The 15,954-nt window shown below is 62.0% G+C and carries 11 protein-coding genes and 1 pseudogene; 1 reads left to right on the forward strand and 11 read right to left on the reverse strand.

Going from position 1 to position 15,954, the window contains the following annotated elements; genetic code table 11:
• Nucleotides 1-164: 164 nt before the first annotated feature.
• A complete protein-coding gene (glpK, locus tag DCC27_RS04040) occupies nucleotides 165-1,679 on the reverse strand; it encodes a glycerol kinase GlpK (protein ID WP_110110194.1) in 1,515 nt (504 codons plus the stop codon).
• Between the two features lie 50 nt (nucleotides 1,680-1,729).
• Here glpK and DCC27_RS04045 point away from each other — a divergent pair, with 50 nt between their 5' ends.
• Nucleotides 1,730-2,758 carry an alpha/beta fold hydrolase gene (locus DCC27_RS04045; RefSeq protein WP_110110195.1) on the forward strand — a complete coding sequence of 343 codons (1,029 nt, stop codon included), beginning with the start codon at nucleotides 1,730-1,732 and terminating at the stop codon, nucleotides 2,756-2,758.
• Here DCC27_RS04045 and DCC27_RS04050 read toward each other — a convergent pair.
• From DCC27_RS04050 to carB, 10 genes and pseudogenes are all read right to left on the reverse strand, one after another.
• On the reverse strand, nucleotides 2,755-4,878 hold the full coding sequence (locus DCC27_RS04050; RefSeq protein WP_246840137.1) for a primosomal protein N': 2,124 nt from the start codon (nucleotides 4,876-4,878) through the stop codon (nucleotides 2,755-2,757). The genes DCC27_RS04045 and DCC27_RS04050 overlap by 4 nt on opposite strands.
• Nucleotide 4,879: 1 nt before the next feature.
• Nucleotides 4,880-6,085, reverse strand: a complete 1,206-nt coding sequence (metK, locus tag DCC27_RS04055; RefSeq protein WP_110098517.1) for a methionine adenosyltransferase — start codon at nucleotides 6,083-6,085, stop codon at nucleotides 4,880-4,882.
• A 180-nt stretch (nucleotides 6,086-6,265) separates the two neighbouring features.
• A pseudogene (locus tag DCC27_RS04060) lies at nucleotides 6,266-7,473 on the reverse strand (acetyl-CoA C-acyltransferase).
• A gap of 200 nt (nucleotides 7,474-7,673) precedes the next feature.
• Nucleotides 7,674-8,501 carry an Ltp family lipoprotein gene (locus tag DCC27_RS04065; RefSeq protein WP_110110294.1) on the reverse strand — a complete coding sequence of 276 codons (828 nt, stop codon included), beginning with the start codon at nucleotides 8,499-8,501 and terminating at the stop codon, nucleotides 7,674-7,676.
• A gap of 180 nt (nucleotides 8,502-8,681) precedes the next feature.
• The gene (gene coaBC, locus DCC27_RS04070) at nucleotides 8,682-9,914 is read right to left on the reverse strand and encodes a bifunctional phosphopantothenoylcysteine decarboxylase/phosphopantothenate--cysteine ligase CoaBC (protein ID WP_110110295.1); all 1,233 of its coding nucleotides are present in this window, start codon (nucleotides 9,912-9,914) and stop codon (nucleotides 8,682-8,684) included.
• 49 nt (nucleotides 9,915-9,963) lie between these two features.
• On the reverse strand, nucleotides 9,964-10,356 hold the full coding sequence (gene rpoZ / locus DCC27_RS04075) for a DNA-directed RNA polymerase subunit omega (RefSeq protein ID WP_110100515.1): 393 nt from the start codon (nucleotides 10,354-10,356) through the stop codon (nucleotides 9,964-9,966).
• A gap of 49 nt (nucleotides 10,357-10,405) precedes the next feature.
• Nucleotides 10,406-11,083, reverse strand: coding sequence for a guanylate kinase (gmk, locus tag DCC27_RS04080; RefSeq protein ID WP_110110340.1), 678 nt, complete (start codon nucleotides 11,081-11,083; stop codon nucleotides 10,406-10,408).
• Between the two features lie 176 nt (nucleotides 11,084-11,259).
• Nucleotides 11,260-11,589 (reverse strand): integration host factor, actinobacterial type, encoded by a 330-nt coding sequence (gene mihF, locus DCC27_RS04085; RefSeq protein WP_110110296.1) that lies wholly within the window; start codon nucleotides 11,587-11,589, stop codon nucleotides 11,260-11,262.
• A 98-nt stretch (nucleotides 11,590-11,687) separates the two neighbouring features.
• Complete coding sequence (pyrF, locus tag DCC27_RS04090; RefSeq protein ID WP_110110297.1) at nucleotides 11,688-12,620, reverse strand: orotidine-5'-phosphate decarboxylase; 933 nt, start codon at nucleotides 12,618-12,620, stop codon at nucleotides 11,688-11,690.
• An 8-nt stretch (nucleotides 12,621-12,628) separates the two neighbouring features.
• Nucleotides 12,629-15,943, reverse strand: coding sequence for a carbamoyl-phosphate synthase large subunit (gene carB, locus DCC27_RS04095; protein ID WP_110110298.1), 3,315 nt, complete (start codon nucleotides 15,941-15,943; stop codon nucleotides 12,629-12,631).
• Nucleotides 15,944-15,954: the final 11 nt, after the last annotated feature.

A 15,954-nucleotide genomic window follows, 5' to 3' on the forward strand; every position in this document is an offset into this window, starting at 1 on the left:
CCTTCACCTGAGACCTCCCGGTCAGACTCTTCAGTCTGTTCAGGTTGATCACTTCCAGCGCCGGGAACAAAGCTCTTATCCCGTGAGGATTCAGAGCTTTCCGTGCCGTGCGATGAGGGGACGGAACGAGACGACTCCGGAGTATCCGAATGGCTCCACAAAATCTACTCTTTCGTAGGGTTCCACCCAATAGTATGTTCAATGGCTTGAGCCCAGCCGGCCAGGAGACGCTGACGGTCTGATTCGCTCATGTTGGGAGTCCACTCGTGTCCGGGCTGGCACAGCGAGGAAACCTCGTGATGGTCGGTCCACAAGCCCCCACCGAGGCCGGCAGCAAAGGCAGCCCCACGGGCGGTGGTTTCAATATCCGAGGCCCGCTGAACCGGGATTTGCAACAGGTCGGCTTGGAACTGCATCAGATCGTGGTTGACGGTCATTCCCCCATCAACCCGTAGCACCTCGGGGCCATCGACGCCGGTGTCTTCACTGACGGCGACCAGCACATCGCTGGTTTGGAAGGCGGTGGCTTCCAGCACCGCACGCGCAATATGTCCGGCGGTGGCGTAGCTGGTTAGGCCAATCATGGTGCCACGGGCGTCCGAGCGCCAGTAGGGGGCGAACAGCCCGGAGAACGCCGGCACAAAGTACACACCACCGTTGTCTGCTACGGTGGCGGCTAGTTCCTCGATCTCTTCCGAGGTCTGAATCAGCCCAATTTGGTCGCGTAACCATTGCACCACCGACCCGGCTTGAGCCACCGAGCCTTCCAGCGCGTAGTGCACGTCGTCTCCCTGCAGGTGGTACGCCACGGTGGTAATCAGGCCGTGGGAGGACCGCACGAGCTCGGTACCGGTGTTGTGAAGCACGAAGCATCCGGTGCCATAGGTGTTTTTGACCTGTCCGGAGTGGAAGATCCCCTGTCCGAAAGCTGCGGCCTGCTGGTCGCCCAATATGCCGGTGATGGGGATGCCGGTAAATCCCGACCCATCCGCCACGGTGCCGAAGTGGCCGGAACAGGGTTTGATACTCGGCAGGGCCGCCAGGGTCTCCTCCACTGGCAAGCCCAACAGCTCGATGAGTTCCCGGTCCCAGTCACCCTCGGTGAGGTTCATCAGCAACGTACGGGAGGCGTTGGTGATGTCGGTGGCATGGGTACTCCGGCCGGTGAGGTTCCACAAAATCCAGGAGTCGATGGTGCCGAACAACAATCGACCTTCTGCAGCCAGCTGGCTGACTTCGGGGACGTGGTCCCATAGCCACCGCATTTTCAGCCCCGAGAAATAGGAGGCCACCGGAAGACCGGATAGTTCTCGGGCCCGTGGCGAGCGCTCGGCCAGTCGGGCGACCATTTCGTCGGTGCGGGTATCCTGCCAGACAATGGCCCGGTGGACCGGACGTCCTGTCTGCACGTCCCAGGCCACGGTGGTTTCGCGCTGATTGGTCATCCCGATGGCGACAATATTCGAGGCGGTATACCGGCTACGCGCTAAGCACAGGGCCATCAGTTCCCGGATGTTCTGCCAGATCTCTCCGGCATCGTGTTCCACCCAGCCCGGGTGAGGGAAGTACTGGCGGTGTTCCCGTTGCGCGAGAGCCACCTGGGTGCCGTCGGCCGCATAGATCACCACCCGCGAGGAGGTTGTTCCAATATCGAGACTCATCACCACAGATTCCGCCATAGTTCCTCACCCTAACCGTTCAGTAGCCCATCTCACACTAGGCTGAAAGGGTGTTCACCAACTCCCCGACCCGCATTCGCTTCCGCGACCAGCTCTGTCCGCCCACCCCGGTGCGTGATACCGCGACCTTCACCGGGTTCCCGATGCGCTTTCCCGAACGCCGTCTTCTGTGGCTGGCCGACCCGGTCTCCGGAGAGCCCACCCCCACGGTTCTCTACCACTACCGTCCGGCAACAGGCACCACCCAAACCAGTACTGCTCACCGTCCCGATCCGGTGGTGATGGTCCACGGGTTCCGTGGCGACCACCACGGGCTCCAGTTGGTAGCCGATGCCTTAGCCGACCACGAGATATATATCCCGGACCTGCCCGGTTTCGGGGCATCCCCCGCCTTTCCCACCGCTCCGCACCGGTCGGAGGACTTCGCTGCGCTGATCAATCAGCTACCCGAGGCGTTGGGTCTGAGCACCTCCCCGTGGCTAGTGGGGCACTCTTTTGGCTCGATCGTGGCCAGCTATGCAGTCGCAACCGCCATTTCCGGTTCACCCGGTTGGCGCAGGCTGGCATTGCTGAATCCCATCGCCCGCCCAGCTTTAGCAACCGATGGCTCCTGGTTTCAGCGCGTCGGGACCGCAGTCACGGCTGGCTTCTATCGGGCCTGTGCAAGCCTGCCCTCCGCGTTGGGCCGGTGGGCGCTATCAGCCAGTCCGATGGTGTGGGCCACCGGTGCTGTGATGTCAGAGACCGACGACCGTCGTATCCTGGCCTACACCCACGACCAACACCAGCGGTACTTCTCGGAGTTCGACACTCCCCACAGCCTGTTACAGGCCTATCAGGCCTCCATCTCCACCACTGTCGCCGAGGCGGCTCCGGACATCACCGTCCCGGTGTTGCTGATTGCCGGTGGGAAAGACCCGCTGGCCTCGGTGGATGACCAGCGGGTGTTGGCTACACGGTTTGGTCCCTCGTCTCAGGTGCGGTTGGAGGTCATTGCCGAGACCGGGCATTTGATGCACTACGAGCAGGCCCCGGCCATCGGCAGGTTGCTGACCGACTGGATGAGTGAGGTGGCTTAGAGCTCGCGCACTCCCCCAATGCGAACTTTCACGCTGGTGGCCGAGCGTTCGGCCGACAGCACCGCCTTTTGAGCCCGCAAAGCGGCCTGGACGGTGCTGGCCACCCGGTGCGGGTAGAACAGCAGAGCCCGCCACCGGGGTTCTTCGGTAGCTTCCACCGTGGCCTCCACCGGGGTGGGCCCAATCCACGGGGACTGTTCGGCACGATAAGGCAACTGCACGCCGGTGATAAATTTGTGCACCTCGGCACTGGTGCCGGTCACCTCGGCCACCTGAGTGATCGGCGGAAACCCCAGCTCGGCCCGGTCGGCCAGGGTGCGGGAGGCGAAACTGACCGGGTCCATCCGCACCAGGGCTCCTACGATCTCTTGGTGGGTTGCGGTGACGACCACCAGTCCCCCATCGGATGCCGAACGCACCAGCGTGGCGGCTTGCATCCAGTGGCTCATCACCGTCTCTGGAACCATCAGTCCCTCTCGTTGTAGCTGCGCGTCCCCGTCCAGCAAGAGCGCGGTGGCGTATCCGCCGGGGGCCACCGGCTCCGAGCCGGGGGTGGCCACCACCAGGGCGGGCTCGTCGGTGATGCTGGCGACCATGTGGTCGGCCGAGGAGGAAATCACCGGCACCTGCGGGAAGGCCCGGCCCAGCTCGTCGGCGGTGCGGTCCACGCCACGAGCGCCGGCCCGCAGTCGGGAGTTGCCGCAGTTGATGCACCGGTAGTCGCGGTGCCGGGCTCCGCACCATCGGCAGGCCAGTTCGCCACTGGCGGCCGACATCCGGTCGGTGAAGCTCAGCGGACCGGTACAGTTCGAACACCTGGCCGGGGCATGACACCGGGTACAAAATACCCCGGGGATAAATCCGGCCCGATGCACCTGGACTAACACCGGACCACCTACCCCCTGGGTGCGGGTACCGTCTAGTCCCTCGCGGGCGGCTTGCCAGGCCAGACCGGGTAGTCGTGCATTGGGCCCCATGTGGTCGCGTCTGGCATGAAAACTGTCGGCGGTGGAGACTACCCGCGGGGCTAATCGATGGCGGGTGTGGCGCTCCGGGCTGATGTCTCGGGCCTGGCCGGTCTCAACCAGGTATTGGGTAGCGGTACTGCGGGAGGGCGAGACCAGCAACAGCCGTGCCGGTGCAGTCGTCTCGGCCGTGGCACCGGTGCGACGCCGGGCGACGTGGGCGACCTGGTGGTAGGGTGCTCGGGGTTCGGTGAGCTGATCGTCGGCGTCCTGATACACCGCCACCAGCCCCAGCTGGTGCACCGGGGCCCAGATGGCCGACCGGGTGCCAATCACCACGTGCTGGTGGCCGGCCAGAATCTGCAGGAATGACCGGTAGCGCTGGGTGGGCCCTTGTCGGGAGTCCAACCGGGCGTAGTGATGCTGCCCGACCCGGTCGGCGACGTGGCGCTCGAGCCGATCGAGGTCTTTGAGATCCGGCACCACCAGGATGCTGCTCTGTTGCCGTGCCAGGGTGCGGGCGGCGGCATCGGCGAGCAACGCCATCGAGTCCCAGGCGCCGAAGCTGGAGGGAAGACTCAGCGCAAAGCTCGTCGCAGTGTCTTCGGGGCTGGGTTCTGCAAAGAGCCCTTCCCAGCCGGGAAACACCGTCCAGTCCACGGTCGGCGATGCCTGGTCAGTCTGCTCGGGGTGTTCGGGCCAGACCGGTTCCCGCACAGTGCCGTGGTCCTGGGCCCATTGGCGTTCGAGTTTTGCGACTCGCGGTGGGATGGCAGCCCGGAGAACATCAGCAACCGTGCCGGCGTAGTCGACGGCCACGGTGGTGGCCAACCGGTAGATATCCTCGGTCAGCACGGGCAGGGCCGAGACCACGGTGCGAATCGGAGTCAGGGTAGCCCGGGTGGAGATGGTGTCGGTGCGCTCGACCAGCCAGCCGGCCATGGTCTGGTGACCGAACCGGACTTTGACTTTCACCCCCGGTTGCGCCGGGGCATCCAGGTCGGGCGGAATCAGGTAGTCGAATAGCCGGTCTAAATGCGGGACCGGGGATTCTAGCAAGACCTTTGCCACGGGCCGGTCGGGCCAGCCGGTGGGATGTGGTGGCAGGGATGGCTCTGAGACAGGTAGGTCAAAGAGCGCATCGGTGGGTGGCACGTCACCAGCCTACAGCCGCGCGCAATGCCTCCACCTGATCGAGGCGTTCCCAGGTGAAGTCGGGATCTTCCCGGCCGAAGTGGCCGTTGGTGGCGGTCTTGGCGTAGATCGGACGCAACAATTTCAGGCTAGAGATAATGGCGGCCGGACGCAGGTCGAAGACCTGATTCACCGCGGCAATGATCTGCTCGTGGGAGATCTTTTCGGTCCCAAAGGTGTCCACGTACAGACCAACGGGGCGGGCCTTGCCTAGTGCGTAAGCCACCTGGAATTCGGCCCGGTCAGCCAACCCGGCGGCCACCACATTCTTGGCCACCCAGCGCATCGCATAGGCCGCCGAGCGGTCCACCTTGGAGGGATCCTTACCGGAGAAGGCGCCACCACCGTGGCGGGCCATCCCACCGTAGGTGTCGACAATGATTTTGCGGCCGGTCAATCCGGCATCCCCGACCGGACCACCAATCACGAAGGGTCCACCGGGATTGATAATGTAATCAGCGTTCGAGTAGTCCAGATCGGAACTGGCCAGTACCGGATTGATGACGTGCTTGATCACATCGGCACGGACCGTCTCTTGGGACACGTCCGAGGTGTGTTGGGTGGAGACCACCACGGTTTCCACGGTCACCGGTCGGTGGTTCTGGTCATAGCCGACGGTGACCTGGGTTTTGCCATCCGGTAGCAAGTAGGACATCGGGGTGGATTCCAGGTTCCGCACGGTGGTCAGTCGTTCCGAGAGTCGGTGGGCTAAATAGGCCGGGGCCGGCATGTAGACCGGGGTCTCGTTGGTGGCGTAGCCGAACATGATGCCCTGGTCGCCTGCTCCTTGCAGATCAATCTGGTCGACTGAGCCGTCGCGGGCCTCCAGGGAGCGGGACACACCCGAGTGGATATCTGAGGACTGTTGTCCGATGGAGATATTGACACCACAGGTTGCGCCGTCGAACCCATTGGCCGAGGAATCATAGCCGATGCCCAGAATCGTATTGCGCACAATTTCGGGGATCTCCACGTAGGCGGAGGTGCGCACCTCCCCAGCAACCTGCACCAGCCCGGTCGTGGTGAGCGTTTCCACCGCGACCTTAGCGTTGGGGTCCTGGGCCAATAAGGAGTCCAGGATGGCATCCGAAATCTGGTCACAGATCTTGTCGGGGTGTCCGCTGGTCACCGATTCAGAGGTGAACAGACGCAACTCGCCCGAGCCCACGCCCTCGTAACGGGCGTAGCCGGAACCGGTGGTGTTCTGAGAAGAATGCTGAGCTGTCACGGTTCGCCATTCTACCGCTCAGCGCTCAGCACCTGCAGTCCAGAAGTCACGAGCTGTTATCTTGCTCGCAACGCGGTCAGCGTCTTGAGCCGATGGGAGGGGAAGGTTTTCGTGTGTACTCTAACGTGCGTTGATGTTCTCCACGACCACGGCTAGACCTTGACCGACTCCAATGCACAGGCACGCCACACCCCAGCGGTCTCCGGATTCGTGCAGTCGTCGAGCCAGGGTCCCTAGCACGCGGGCACCGGAGGCACCCAACGGGTGGCCCAGCGCGATGGCTCCACCCCAGGTATTGACAATCCCCTGGTCCACACCCCAGGCGTCCAAACAGACCAGGGTTTGGGCGGCAAAGGCCTCGTTGAGCTCCACCGCTGCGATGTCGTCCCAGGTAATTCCGGCCCGAGCGATAGCACGGTTGGTGGCTTCCACGGGCGCATACCCGAAGAACTGGGGCTCATTAGCGGAGGCTGCACGTCCGGCAATGCGCACGAGGGGTTCCAGCCCCAGAATCTCGGAGGCCTTGTCGGATCCAATCCACACCGTGGCTGCTCCGTCGTTCATGGGCGAGGCGTTACCAGCAGTCACGGTGCCGTGGTCTTTCCGGAACACCGTGCGTAGCCCGGCCAGAGTTTCCGGGGTACATTCTGGGCGGATGGTTTCGTCCCGGTGTAGCTCGGTGCTGACAACCGGGGAGACCAGGTTGTCGTAGGTGCCGTTGTCCCAGGCGGTGGCCGCCAGCTGGTGGGAACGGGCCGCGTAGTCATCCATCCGTTCGCGAGTGATCCCGAATTTCTCACGCAACTGCTCGGTGGCCTCCCCGAGCGAGACCGTCCATTCAGCCGGCATGTTGTCGTTAATCAGTCGCCAGCCCAGCGCGGTATTGGATAGCTGCAGGTTATACATCGGGAACGGGCGATCGGTTTTCGGCAACACCCAGGGCGCTCGCGACATGGACTCCACCCCACCGGTGAGGATCAGATCGGCATCACCGACTTCCACCTGGCGGGAGGCGCGATCATCGCTGCGTCCAGGCTGGAACCGCACAGGCGGTTGACCGTGGTACCGGGAATGGATACTGGGAGCCCAGCCAGTAGCGTGGCCATGCGCGCAACATTGCGGTTGTCTTCTCCAGCCCCGTTGGCATTGCCAAAGATCACTTCGTCGATCTGGTCGGCTTCAGAGAGTTCATTGGGCAAATTCGGCGCCCTTTTGACGAGCTCGCCGATCACGTGCGCGGCCAGGTCATCCGGACGCACGGCTGCCAGTCCCCCGCCGATTTTGCCGAAGGGTGTGCGCACTGCGTCGTAGACGTACGCGGGTTTCAGAGCGGTCATGGCGTGGCGACCTCCTTCATGACAGTGCCCTAGATCACTTCTGAGTGATTATTCTAGTGTGGTCGCCACTAGCCGGTACATTGTCACTGACATGCTCGCAGACACACCACAGGCCTGATCTTCTGCCCGCTGGTTAACCATCCAGACAAAAGACCAGGCCCTGGTGGTCATGATCTGGTCGGCGTGACGGTTCACAGACCGACTGAGTCAGCTCCATAGGCAGCCTGGGAATCAGAGAATCCCTCGAACTTCAGCTGGTCGATGAGTCCAGACCGGGAGAAACCGGACATGGATACATAGTTCTCTGCTTTTTGGGCAGCTTGCTCATTCCAGTCAACCGTCATTTGCCCCACGGCGGCAGTAGCATCCGCAGTGGAGAACCCTTCGAATTCCAGTTGCTCAATCAGACCAGACTCCGAGAACGCCATGGTGCTCAGGTAGCTTTCGGCTGATCTGCCCGCCTGTGCACCCCAATCGACCGTCAGGCTGTCAACCGCAGCGGTGGCTTCTTTCTCGGTGAATCCTTCGAAGATGAGCTGATCAATGAGTCCAGATCGGGAGAATCCCGAGTACGAAAGATACGATTCTGCTGCTGTGACCGCGTTATCCGCCGCCACGCTCACTGGGTTTTCTTCTTCAGTCGGGCTCACGTTAGCAGTAGGTGCCTCAGCCGCGGCCTCGAATGGCACGTCGGATGCCTCCTGGTCTTCAGTCTCCAAGGCAATATCGGCCTCGAGATCAGTGTCGAGGGCTTGTTCGGCGTCCGTGGGCGTCGGTGTTTTGACCTCCGGCGTCGTGTCCTCGGTGGTTGTGGCAGCCACGGGCTCTGCCTCGGGTTGCTCCGTTCCAGCTGCGAGGCCTCCGATCAGAACGCAGAGCCCCAGTCCACCAACGATCAACCACGTTCGTTTGAGCTTGTACCAGGGACGTTTGGGCTGAGACTGCTGGGGAGGAGTCTGGTCAGGAAGGGGGTTGCGGAAATGAGCAGGTGGTTGGGTGGGTGGATAATACTGCGCCATGATGGGTTGTCCTGTCTGTGAGCGCTCACCGCAGGTCGAAACCGAGAGGCCACGACACGAGGTGGGAATGATCAACGAGTGATCAGCGCGAGCAACTGTGGCAGTCGCTGGTCCGATCTTCTCCAAGGCTAAGAGCCACCACAGACATGATAAGACTCCGGCGTTTCACCAGGGTTGGGATCAGCCCCATGACCGCCGGGCCGACAACTGCTCAGCCACGGCCGAGATGATCTGTCCGGCGACCTGATCTTTCGTGCCAGTCGCGGTCACCGCTTCACGACCGTCAGCGTAAAGGATGGTCACCTCGGTGTCATCTTGGCCGAAGACTCTACCCACCCCAACCTGGTTGACCACGAGCATCTCACAGCCTTTACGCTCGAGTTTTTGTTGCCCGTAGGTCAGCACGTCACCGTGTTCGTCCCCGGTTTCGGCCGCGAAACCGACAATCAACCCCGGCAGGTTCTTCTCCTCGTTGCGGGTCTGTACCGTGGTGGCCAGCACGTCTTCGGTTTGTTCGAGTTCAATGACCGGCACGGGCTGTTCAGCGGTCTTTTTGATCTTGGACTCCCCTACCGTGCGGGGCCGGAAGTCCGCCACAGCCGCAGCCATGATCAACACGTCGGCGCCACGACTGTGGGTCAGGACCGCATCAAGCAACTGGCGGGTGGATTCAATCTCGACGACCTCAATGCGCGGGTGCTGAGGAGCCGGAATGTCCATCGCGGCGGCAATCAGGGTGACCTGGGCGCCGGCGCGGGCGGCTTGCACGGCCAGGGCCACGCCTTGTTTACCCGAAGACCGGTTGCCCAAATAGCGGACCGGGTCGAGTGCTTCCCGGGTGCCGCCGGCCGAGATCACCAGGTGTTTGCCTTCCAGCGCCCCGGCTGAGGGGGATATCAGGTTGTGGGCGTGGTCCCAAATAGCAGTTGGTTCGGGAAAGCGGCCTTGACCGGTATCCGTTCCGGTGAGTCGTCCGGAGTCTGGGTTGAGCACTTCGATTCCGCGCTCGCGCAGGGTAGCCACATTGGCCTGGGTGGCGGGATTGAGCCACATTTCGGTGTGCATCGCCGGGGCAACCAGGACGGGGCAGGTTGCGGTGAGCATGATGTTGCCCAGCAAGTCCGGTGCCAGACCAGCGGCGGTGCGTGCCAGAAAATCTGCGGTCGCCGGAGCGATGATGACCAGGTCGGCGTGACGGCCTTGACGTACGTGGTTGACCTCGTCGACGGCTTCAAAGGTGTCGGCGTGCACCGGGTTGCCACTCAGGGCTTCCCAGGTGGCTTCACCGACGAAGTTCAGTGCCGAGCGGGTGGGGACCACGTGGACCTCATGTCCCGATTCGGTCATCAACCGCAACAACAACGCGGCCTTATAGGCGGCGATGCCTCCACAGACACCTAGGACGATGCGCACCGAATGGTCTCCCTTACACGCTCACACCGGATCGACGATGAGAGGTTCCCTACTTGTTGTCTTCGTTGTCCTCGGACTCGCTGTGGATGACCTCGTCCTCATCAGCTGGCAGGGCGAAGGGATCTTCGTCATCGGAGATCTCGAAGGCGCTGAAGTCATCGAGCTCTTCTTCTTCAGCCGGCTGCTGTACCTCGGAGGCGTGCTTGTATTCCAGCTGGTCGTCGTTGATCTCGCGTAGTGCAATCGACAGCGGCTTCTCGTTGAGTTTGGTATCTACCAGCGGTCCGACGTATTCGAAAAGACCTTCGTGGAGTTGCGAGTAGTACGCGTTGATCTGACGGGCACGCTGGGCGGCAAAGAGTACCAGCGCGTATTTGGAATCCACTTTCTCCAGCAGGGAATCCAATGCCGGATTAGTAATGCCTTCGTACTGTTCAGTCACAAATTCTCCAGTCACCTCTCCGCAGCATGCGGAGACTATTCAGTGTCGTTTAGCTTGTTGGGTCTTGTCCTACCCTGGTCACGGGCGTGTCACCACATGCTCGGGGCTTTTGTTTCCCCGGATCGAGGCCCATCAGGGTCACAAGTTCTGCCGCAGCCTGTTCGATGGTGTCATTGACCACGACCGCATCAAATTCTGGTTCGGCAGCAAGCTCTAGTTTAGCTGTTTCGAGCCGTCTTTGCTGTTCTTCGGGTGACTCGGTCCCTCGACCGGTCAGGCGGTGAACCAGCTCATCCCAGCTCGGCGGGGCAAGAAACACGAATTGTGCTTCAGGCATAGTCTGTCGTATTTGTCGGGCACCTTGCAAATCGATCTCCAGGAGCACGTGCTGACCGGATCGGAGTGCTTCGTCCACGGTATCTTTGCGGGTTCCGTACATATTCTTGCCGTGGACCACCGCCCATTCGAGCATCGTGCCGGCCTCGATGAGGTCCTGGAACTCTTCGGTGGTGACAAAGAAGTAGTGTTTGCCATGCACTTCCCCGGGTCGTGGTGCCCGGGTGGTGGCCGATACCGACAACCACACGTTGGCGTAGTGGTCCCTAATGTATGTTGACACCGTGCCTTTACCAACCGCTGTGGGTCCAGCCAGCACCGTGACCTGCGGGTGGTTGGGTTGGCCTGGACGCGGTTGAAAAGCACGGGCCCCCGGAACCGGCGGGGCCACAGGCTGTTCGTCAGCGGGCTGATCGGCGCGTTCGGACTCCACAGTGTCACCTCGTCGGATCTGGATACAACAGTCATCTCAGGGCTCGGCCAGGACTGGTCACGTCCCGCGGGGCCTGATCCCACCTTATCCAGCTTAGCGATCCGCACGTGGCCACGATCACCGCGGGGAAAGGTTTACTCTACGGCAACACGCGCGTTGTGCCAGGCAATCAGTTTTTCCCGCTGGCGACGACCAAGACCACGCAATCGGCGCTTGGGTGAAATCACACAGGCTTCCATCACCGTGGTAGCGCGCACTTCTCCAACACTGCGCAACGCCGTGAGCAGGTCGATGCACCGCATCCGACCAATGGCGTCATCGAGATCGGCGATGGAGAACACATCTTCCAATGTGATCGCTCCATTGGCGAATGCAGCTTTCAGCTCTGCTCGGGCGGTGCGAGCTTCCAGCGCTTTTTCTCGGGCGGCCTGTCGTTCAGCAGGACTAAGTTGTTCCAAGACCATTTCTCTCACTGTCTCTGTGGTTTTATCGGCAGTGCAATCCTTCGGCGGGGGCAAATGTTTCCGCTGTCCAGAAACTCGCCACAGAGCAGAGTGAAACCCTAGGCGATGTGCACCCTAGCTAAAGAACACAGCGTGTTCTCAATTGCCTCCTGGATGCCCGATCGCTGGGGACCGGCCCGGAGAATCCCTCGAGAGGAATTCACGAGCACCTGGGGCCAGGCTCGACCGAAACCCGTGACCACATCGTCCACCCCGGCTCCCTGTGCGCCGAAACCCGGTGCGAGCAACGGTGCCTGGGTATCCGACAAGTCAATCCCCAGCTCTCGAGTCCGAGAGGCCACTGTGGCGCCAATAACGAGTCCAACGGATCCCATGACCGGCGCCCCAGTATGTCGTATCTCACTTTTGTTGTCACGACTTACCCTATCAATAATTGCCCGGGCGACAGAGTTTTCGGGCCCTCCCCGGTGCTGAACTTCCGCTCCCTCGGGATTGGAAGTCAGCCCCAGCACGAACACGCCACGGTGATGGCGCCGGGCCAGTTCAATAGCGGGTCGGAGTGACTCGTAGCCGAGATACGGGCTGAGGGTGAGTGCATCAGCTGCCAAAGCGGAGCCGTCGGCGAGCCATCCGGTAGCGTAACCGGCCATGGTGGAACCGATATCTCCGCGTTTGGCATCAGCGATGGTGAAGATCCCCGCTTCGCGGGCTTCGGCCAACACCGTTTCCAACACCGCGAAGCCGGCTGAACCGTAGCGTTCGTAGAAGGCTACCTGGGGTTTCAGCACGGCCACTCCACCTGCTTGGTGTGGGTCATTGGTGTAGTCGTGGGCGACCTCGATCACCGTGCGACTGAAATGCTCCACTCCGTTGACATCGACCGGTAGCCCCCAATCCTGCATCAGTTCTGGGTGCGGGTCGATGCCAAGACACAGCTGACCGCGCTCGGCCATCGTGGCGGCCAATCGTTGTCCGAACGGCTGGCCACCTGTCGGATGGGTGGTGTGGGTAGTCTGGGACGGGTCTGTCATGGTGATGCTCAGTTGTCGTTGATCGCCCGGTGCAGGTTCTCATCGTGGACCTGCAGGCTGGTGACATCCCAGGCGAATTCGCGCTGGGCATCGATCGCCTGCAGGGCCGCCCCGAAGGATTCCAGGGTGGTGATGATCGGGATGCCACGACTGGTGGCAGCCGCACGGATCTCGTAGCCATCACCGCGAGCATTGCCCCCCGAGGGAGTGTTGAGCACCAAATCTACGCGTCCGTCTTCGATCTGGTCCAAGATGGTTTCGGCCCGGGCATCTCCAGTATCTGTATCACCAGACTGATCGGTGATCTTGGCGACCACCTCGGTGGTGATGCCGTTGCGGGCCAGCACATCGGCGGTGCCTCCGGTGGAGACCAGGGTAAAGCCCATATCCACCAGCGACTTGGCATACGGAACCACACCGCGCTTATCGCGGTTGGCCACCGAGATGAAGACCCGACCCTGAGTGGGCAATGGGCCTCCGGCTGCGGTTTGGGCCTTGGCGTAGGAGGTGTCGAAGTATCGGTCGATCCCCATCACTTCACCGGTGGAACGCATTTCCGGGCCCAACAGTGCATCCACCACGCGCCCTTCGGGAGTACGGAACCGGGTAAAGGGCAACACGGCTTCCTTGACCGCCACCGCAGCGTTGATCGGCATCGAGGCGCCGTCGTAGGCGGTGGGGAGATCACCATGAGCTTTCAGCTCGGCGATGGTCTTGCCCACCCCGATCAATGCCGCGGCTTTGGCCAGCTGCACGCCGGTGGCTTTGGAGACAAACGGCACGGTCCGTGAGGCCCGGGGGTTGGCCTCAATCACATACAGCACATCGGCTGCCAGGGCGAACTGGATATTGATCAGCCCACGGACCCCCACGCCCTCGGCGATGGCTTCGGTGGCATCTTTGACGCGCCCCAGCACGTCACGGGCCAGGGTGCGCGGTGGGAGCACACAGGCGGAGTCACCGGAGTGAATACCGGCCTCTTCGATGTGTTCCATGATCCCGCCCAGATACATCTCGGTGCCGTCGTAGAGCGCGTCGACGTCAATTTCGATGGCGTCGTCAAGGAATTTATCGACCAACATCGGGTGCTCGGGGGTGATCTCGGTGGCGTTGTCGATGTAGCTGGACAGCGAGGCCTCGTCGTAGACGATTTCCATCCCGCGTCCACCCAGTACGTAGGAGGGCCGGACCAGCACGGGGTAACCGATCTCATCGGCGACCTTCTTGGCGTCGGTGAAGCTCACCGCGGTGCCGTTCTTCGGCGAGATCAGTCCGGCCTCATCCAGCACCTGAGAGAACGCGCCACGGTCTTCGGCCAGGTTGATCGCATACGGGCTGGTGCCCAAAATGGTCACCCCAGCATCGGCGAGTTCTTGGGCGAGCTTGAGCGGGGTTTGACCGCCCAGCTGCACGAACACACCGGCGACTCCCCCGGAGGCTTCTTCGGCGTGGATAATCTCCAACACGTCCTCCAGGGTCAGTGGCTCGAAGTAGAGCCGGTCGGAGATGTCGTAGTCGGTCGAGACGGTTTCCGGGTTGCAGTTGACCATGACCGTGTCGTACCCGGAGGCTTCTAGCGCCATCGTGGCGTGCACACACGAGTAGTCGAATTCCACACCCTGACCGATCCGGTTCGGGCCTGACCCCAGAATAATCACCGAGGCACGCTCGTGGTCGGCGACTTCGGTTTCGGCGTCATAGCTGGAGTAGTGATACGGCGTGTAGGCCTCGAATTCACCGGCACAGGTGTCGACGGTCTTATACACCGGACGAATACCCAGTGCGTGGCGGACACCGCGCACCACGGCTGGGTCCAGGTGGCGTAGCTGGCCGATCTGGGCATCCGAGAAGCCGTGGCGTTTTGCCCAGCGCAACACGAACTCGTTCAGCTCCGGTGCCTGACGGACCTCGCCGGCCACCTCGTTGAGCAACACCAGCTGGTCGAGGAACCACGGGTCAATCCCGGTGGCCTCATATAGTTGCTCGACGGTGGCCCCACCCAGCAGGGCGCGCTGGACCTGGCCCAGGCGGTCAACGGTGGGAGTCTTGGCGGCCTCGATCAGCTCCGCAACTTCGTGCGCGTCGGGCACGGTGAAGTCCAGTTCTGCCCCGGACTGTTCCAGAGACCGCAGGGCCTTCTGCAGGGCTTCGGCGAAGTTGCGTCCCAGCGACATCACCTCGCCGACGGCCTTCATCGTGGTGGTCAGGGTTGGGTCGGCGGCCGGGAATTTCTCGAAGGCAAACCGTGGGACCTTCACGACAACGTAGTCCAGCATCGGCTCAAAAGCTGCCGGGGTCTTCTGGGTGATGTCGTTGGGGATCTCGTCCAGGGTGTAGCCCAGCGAGAGCTTGGTGGCGATCTTAGCGATCGGGTACCCGGTGGCCTTAGAGGCTAGCGCTGAGGAACGGGAGACCCGCGGGTTCATCTCGATGACCACGATCCGGCCGTTGGTGGGGTTGACGGCAAACTGGATGTTACAGCCACCGGTATCGACTCCGACCTCGCGGATGATGGCGATCGAGATATCGCGCATCTTTTGGAATTCGCGGTCGGTGAGGGTCAGCGCGGGGGCGACCGTGATGGAGTCACCGGTGTGTACCCCGACCGGGTCGAAGTTCTCAATCGAGCAGACCGCGACCACGTTATCGGCCGAGTCACGCATCATCTCGAATTCGAATTCTTTCCAGCCCAGGATGGATTCTTCCAGTAGCACCTCGTTGGTCGGTGAGTACTGCAAGCCGGCGCCGGCAATGCGGTGCAGGTCTTCTTCGTTATAGGCCAGCCCGGAGCCCAGTCCGCCCATGGTGAATGAGGGGCGCACCACCATGGGATACCCCAGGTGATCGGCGGCGGCCAGGGCTTCGTCCATGGAGTGCACAATCTGCGAGCGGGCGGACTCGGCACCGCAGCGTTGCACCACGCCTTTGAATTCTTCACGGTTTTCGCCCAGCTCGATGGCGTCAATATTGGCCCCGATCAGTTCCACGTTATATTCGGCCAGCACCCCGTTTTGATCCAGCGCGATGGCGGTGTTCAGCGCGGTCTGCCCGCCCAGGGTGGGTAGCACCGCGTCGGGGCGTTCGGCGGCGATGATTTTGGCGACCACTTCGGGGGTGATGGGTTCCACGTAGGTGGCATCAGCCAATTGCGGGTCAGTCATGATGGTCGCTGGGTTGGAGTTGACCAGGATGACCCGGATTCCTTCGTCTTTCAGCACCCGGATGGCCTGGGTTCCGGAGTAGTCGAATTCTGCGGCCTGGCCGATCACGATCGGACCGGAACCGATGACGAGAACTGAGTGCAGATCAGTGCGTTTGGGCATGAGAGTTCTTT

Origin of the sequence: Auritidibacter sp. NML130574, assembly GCF_003185725.2 — a bacterium.
Lineage (GTDB): Bacteria > Actinomycetota > Actinomycetes > Actinomycetales > Micrococcaceae > Auritidibacter > Auritidibacter ignavus.

Excerpts from the sequence above, each read along its gene's own strand:
- pyrF (WP_110110297.1), bottom strand. The coding sequence starts at position 12,620 with ATGACAGACCCGTCCCAGACTACCCACACCACCCATCCGACAGGTGGC.
- DCC27_RS04065 (WP_110110294.1), bottom strand. The coding sequence starts at position 8,501 with ATGGCGCAGTATTATCCACCCACCCAACCACCTGCTCATTTCCGCAAC.
- mihF (WP_110110296.1), bottom strand. The coding sequence starts at position 11,589 with ATGGTCTTGGAACAACTTAGTCCTGCTGAACGACAGGCCGCCCGAGAA.
- glpK (WP_110110194.1), bottom strand. The coding sequence starts at position 1,679 with ATGGCGGAATCTGTGGTGATGAGTCTCGATATTGGAACAACCTCCTCG.
- carB (WP_110110298.1), bottom strand. The coding sequence starts at position 15,943 with ATGCCCAAACGCACTGATCTGCACTCAGTTCTCGTCATCGGTTCCGGT.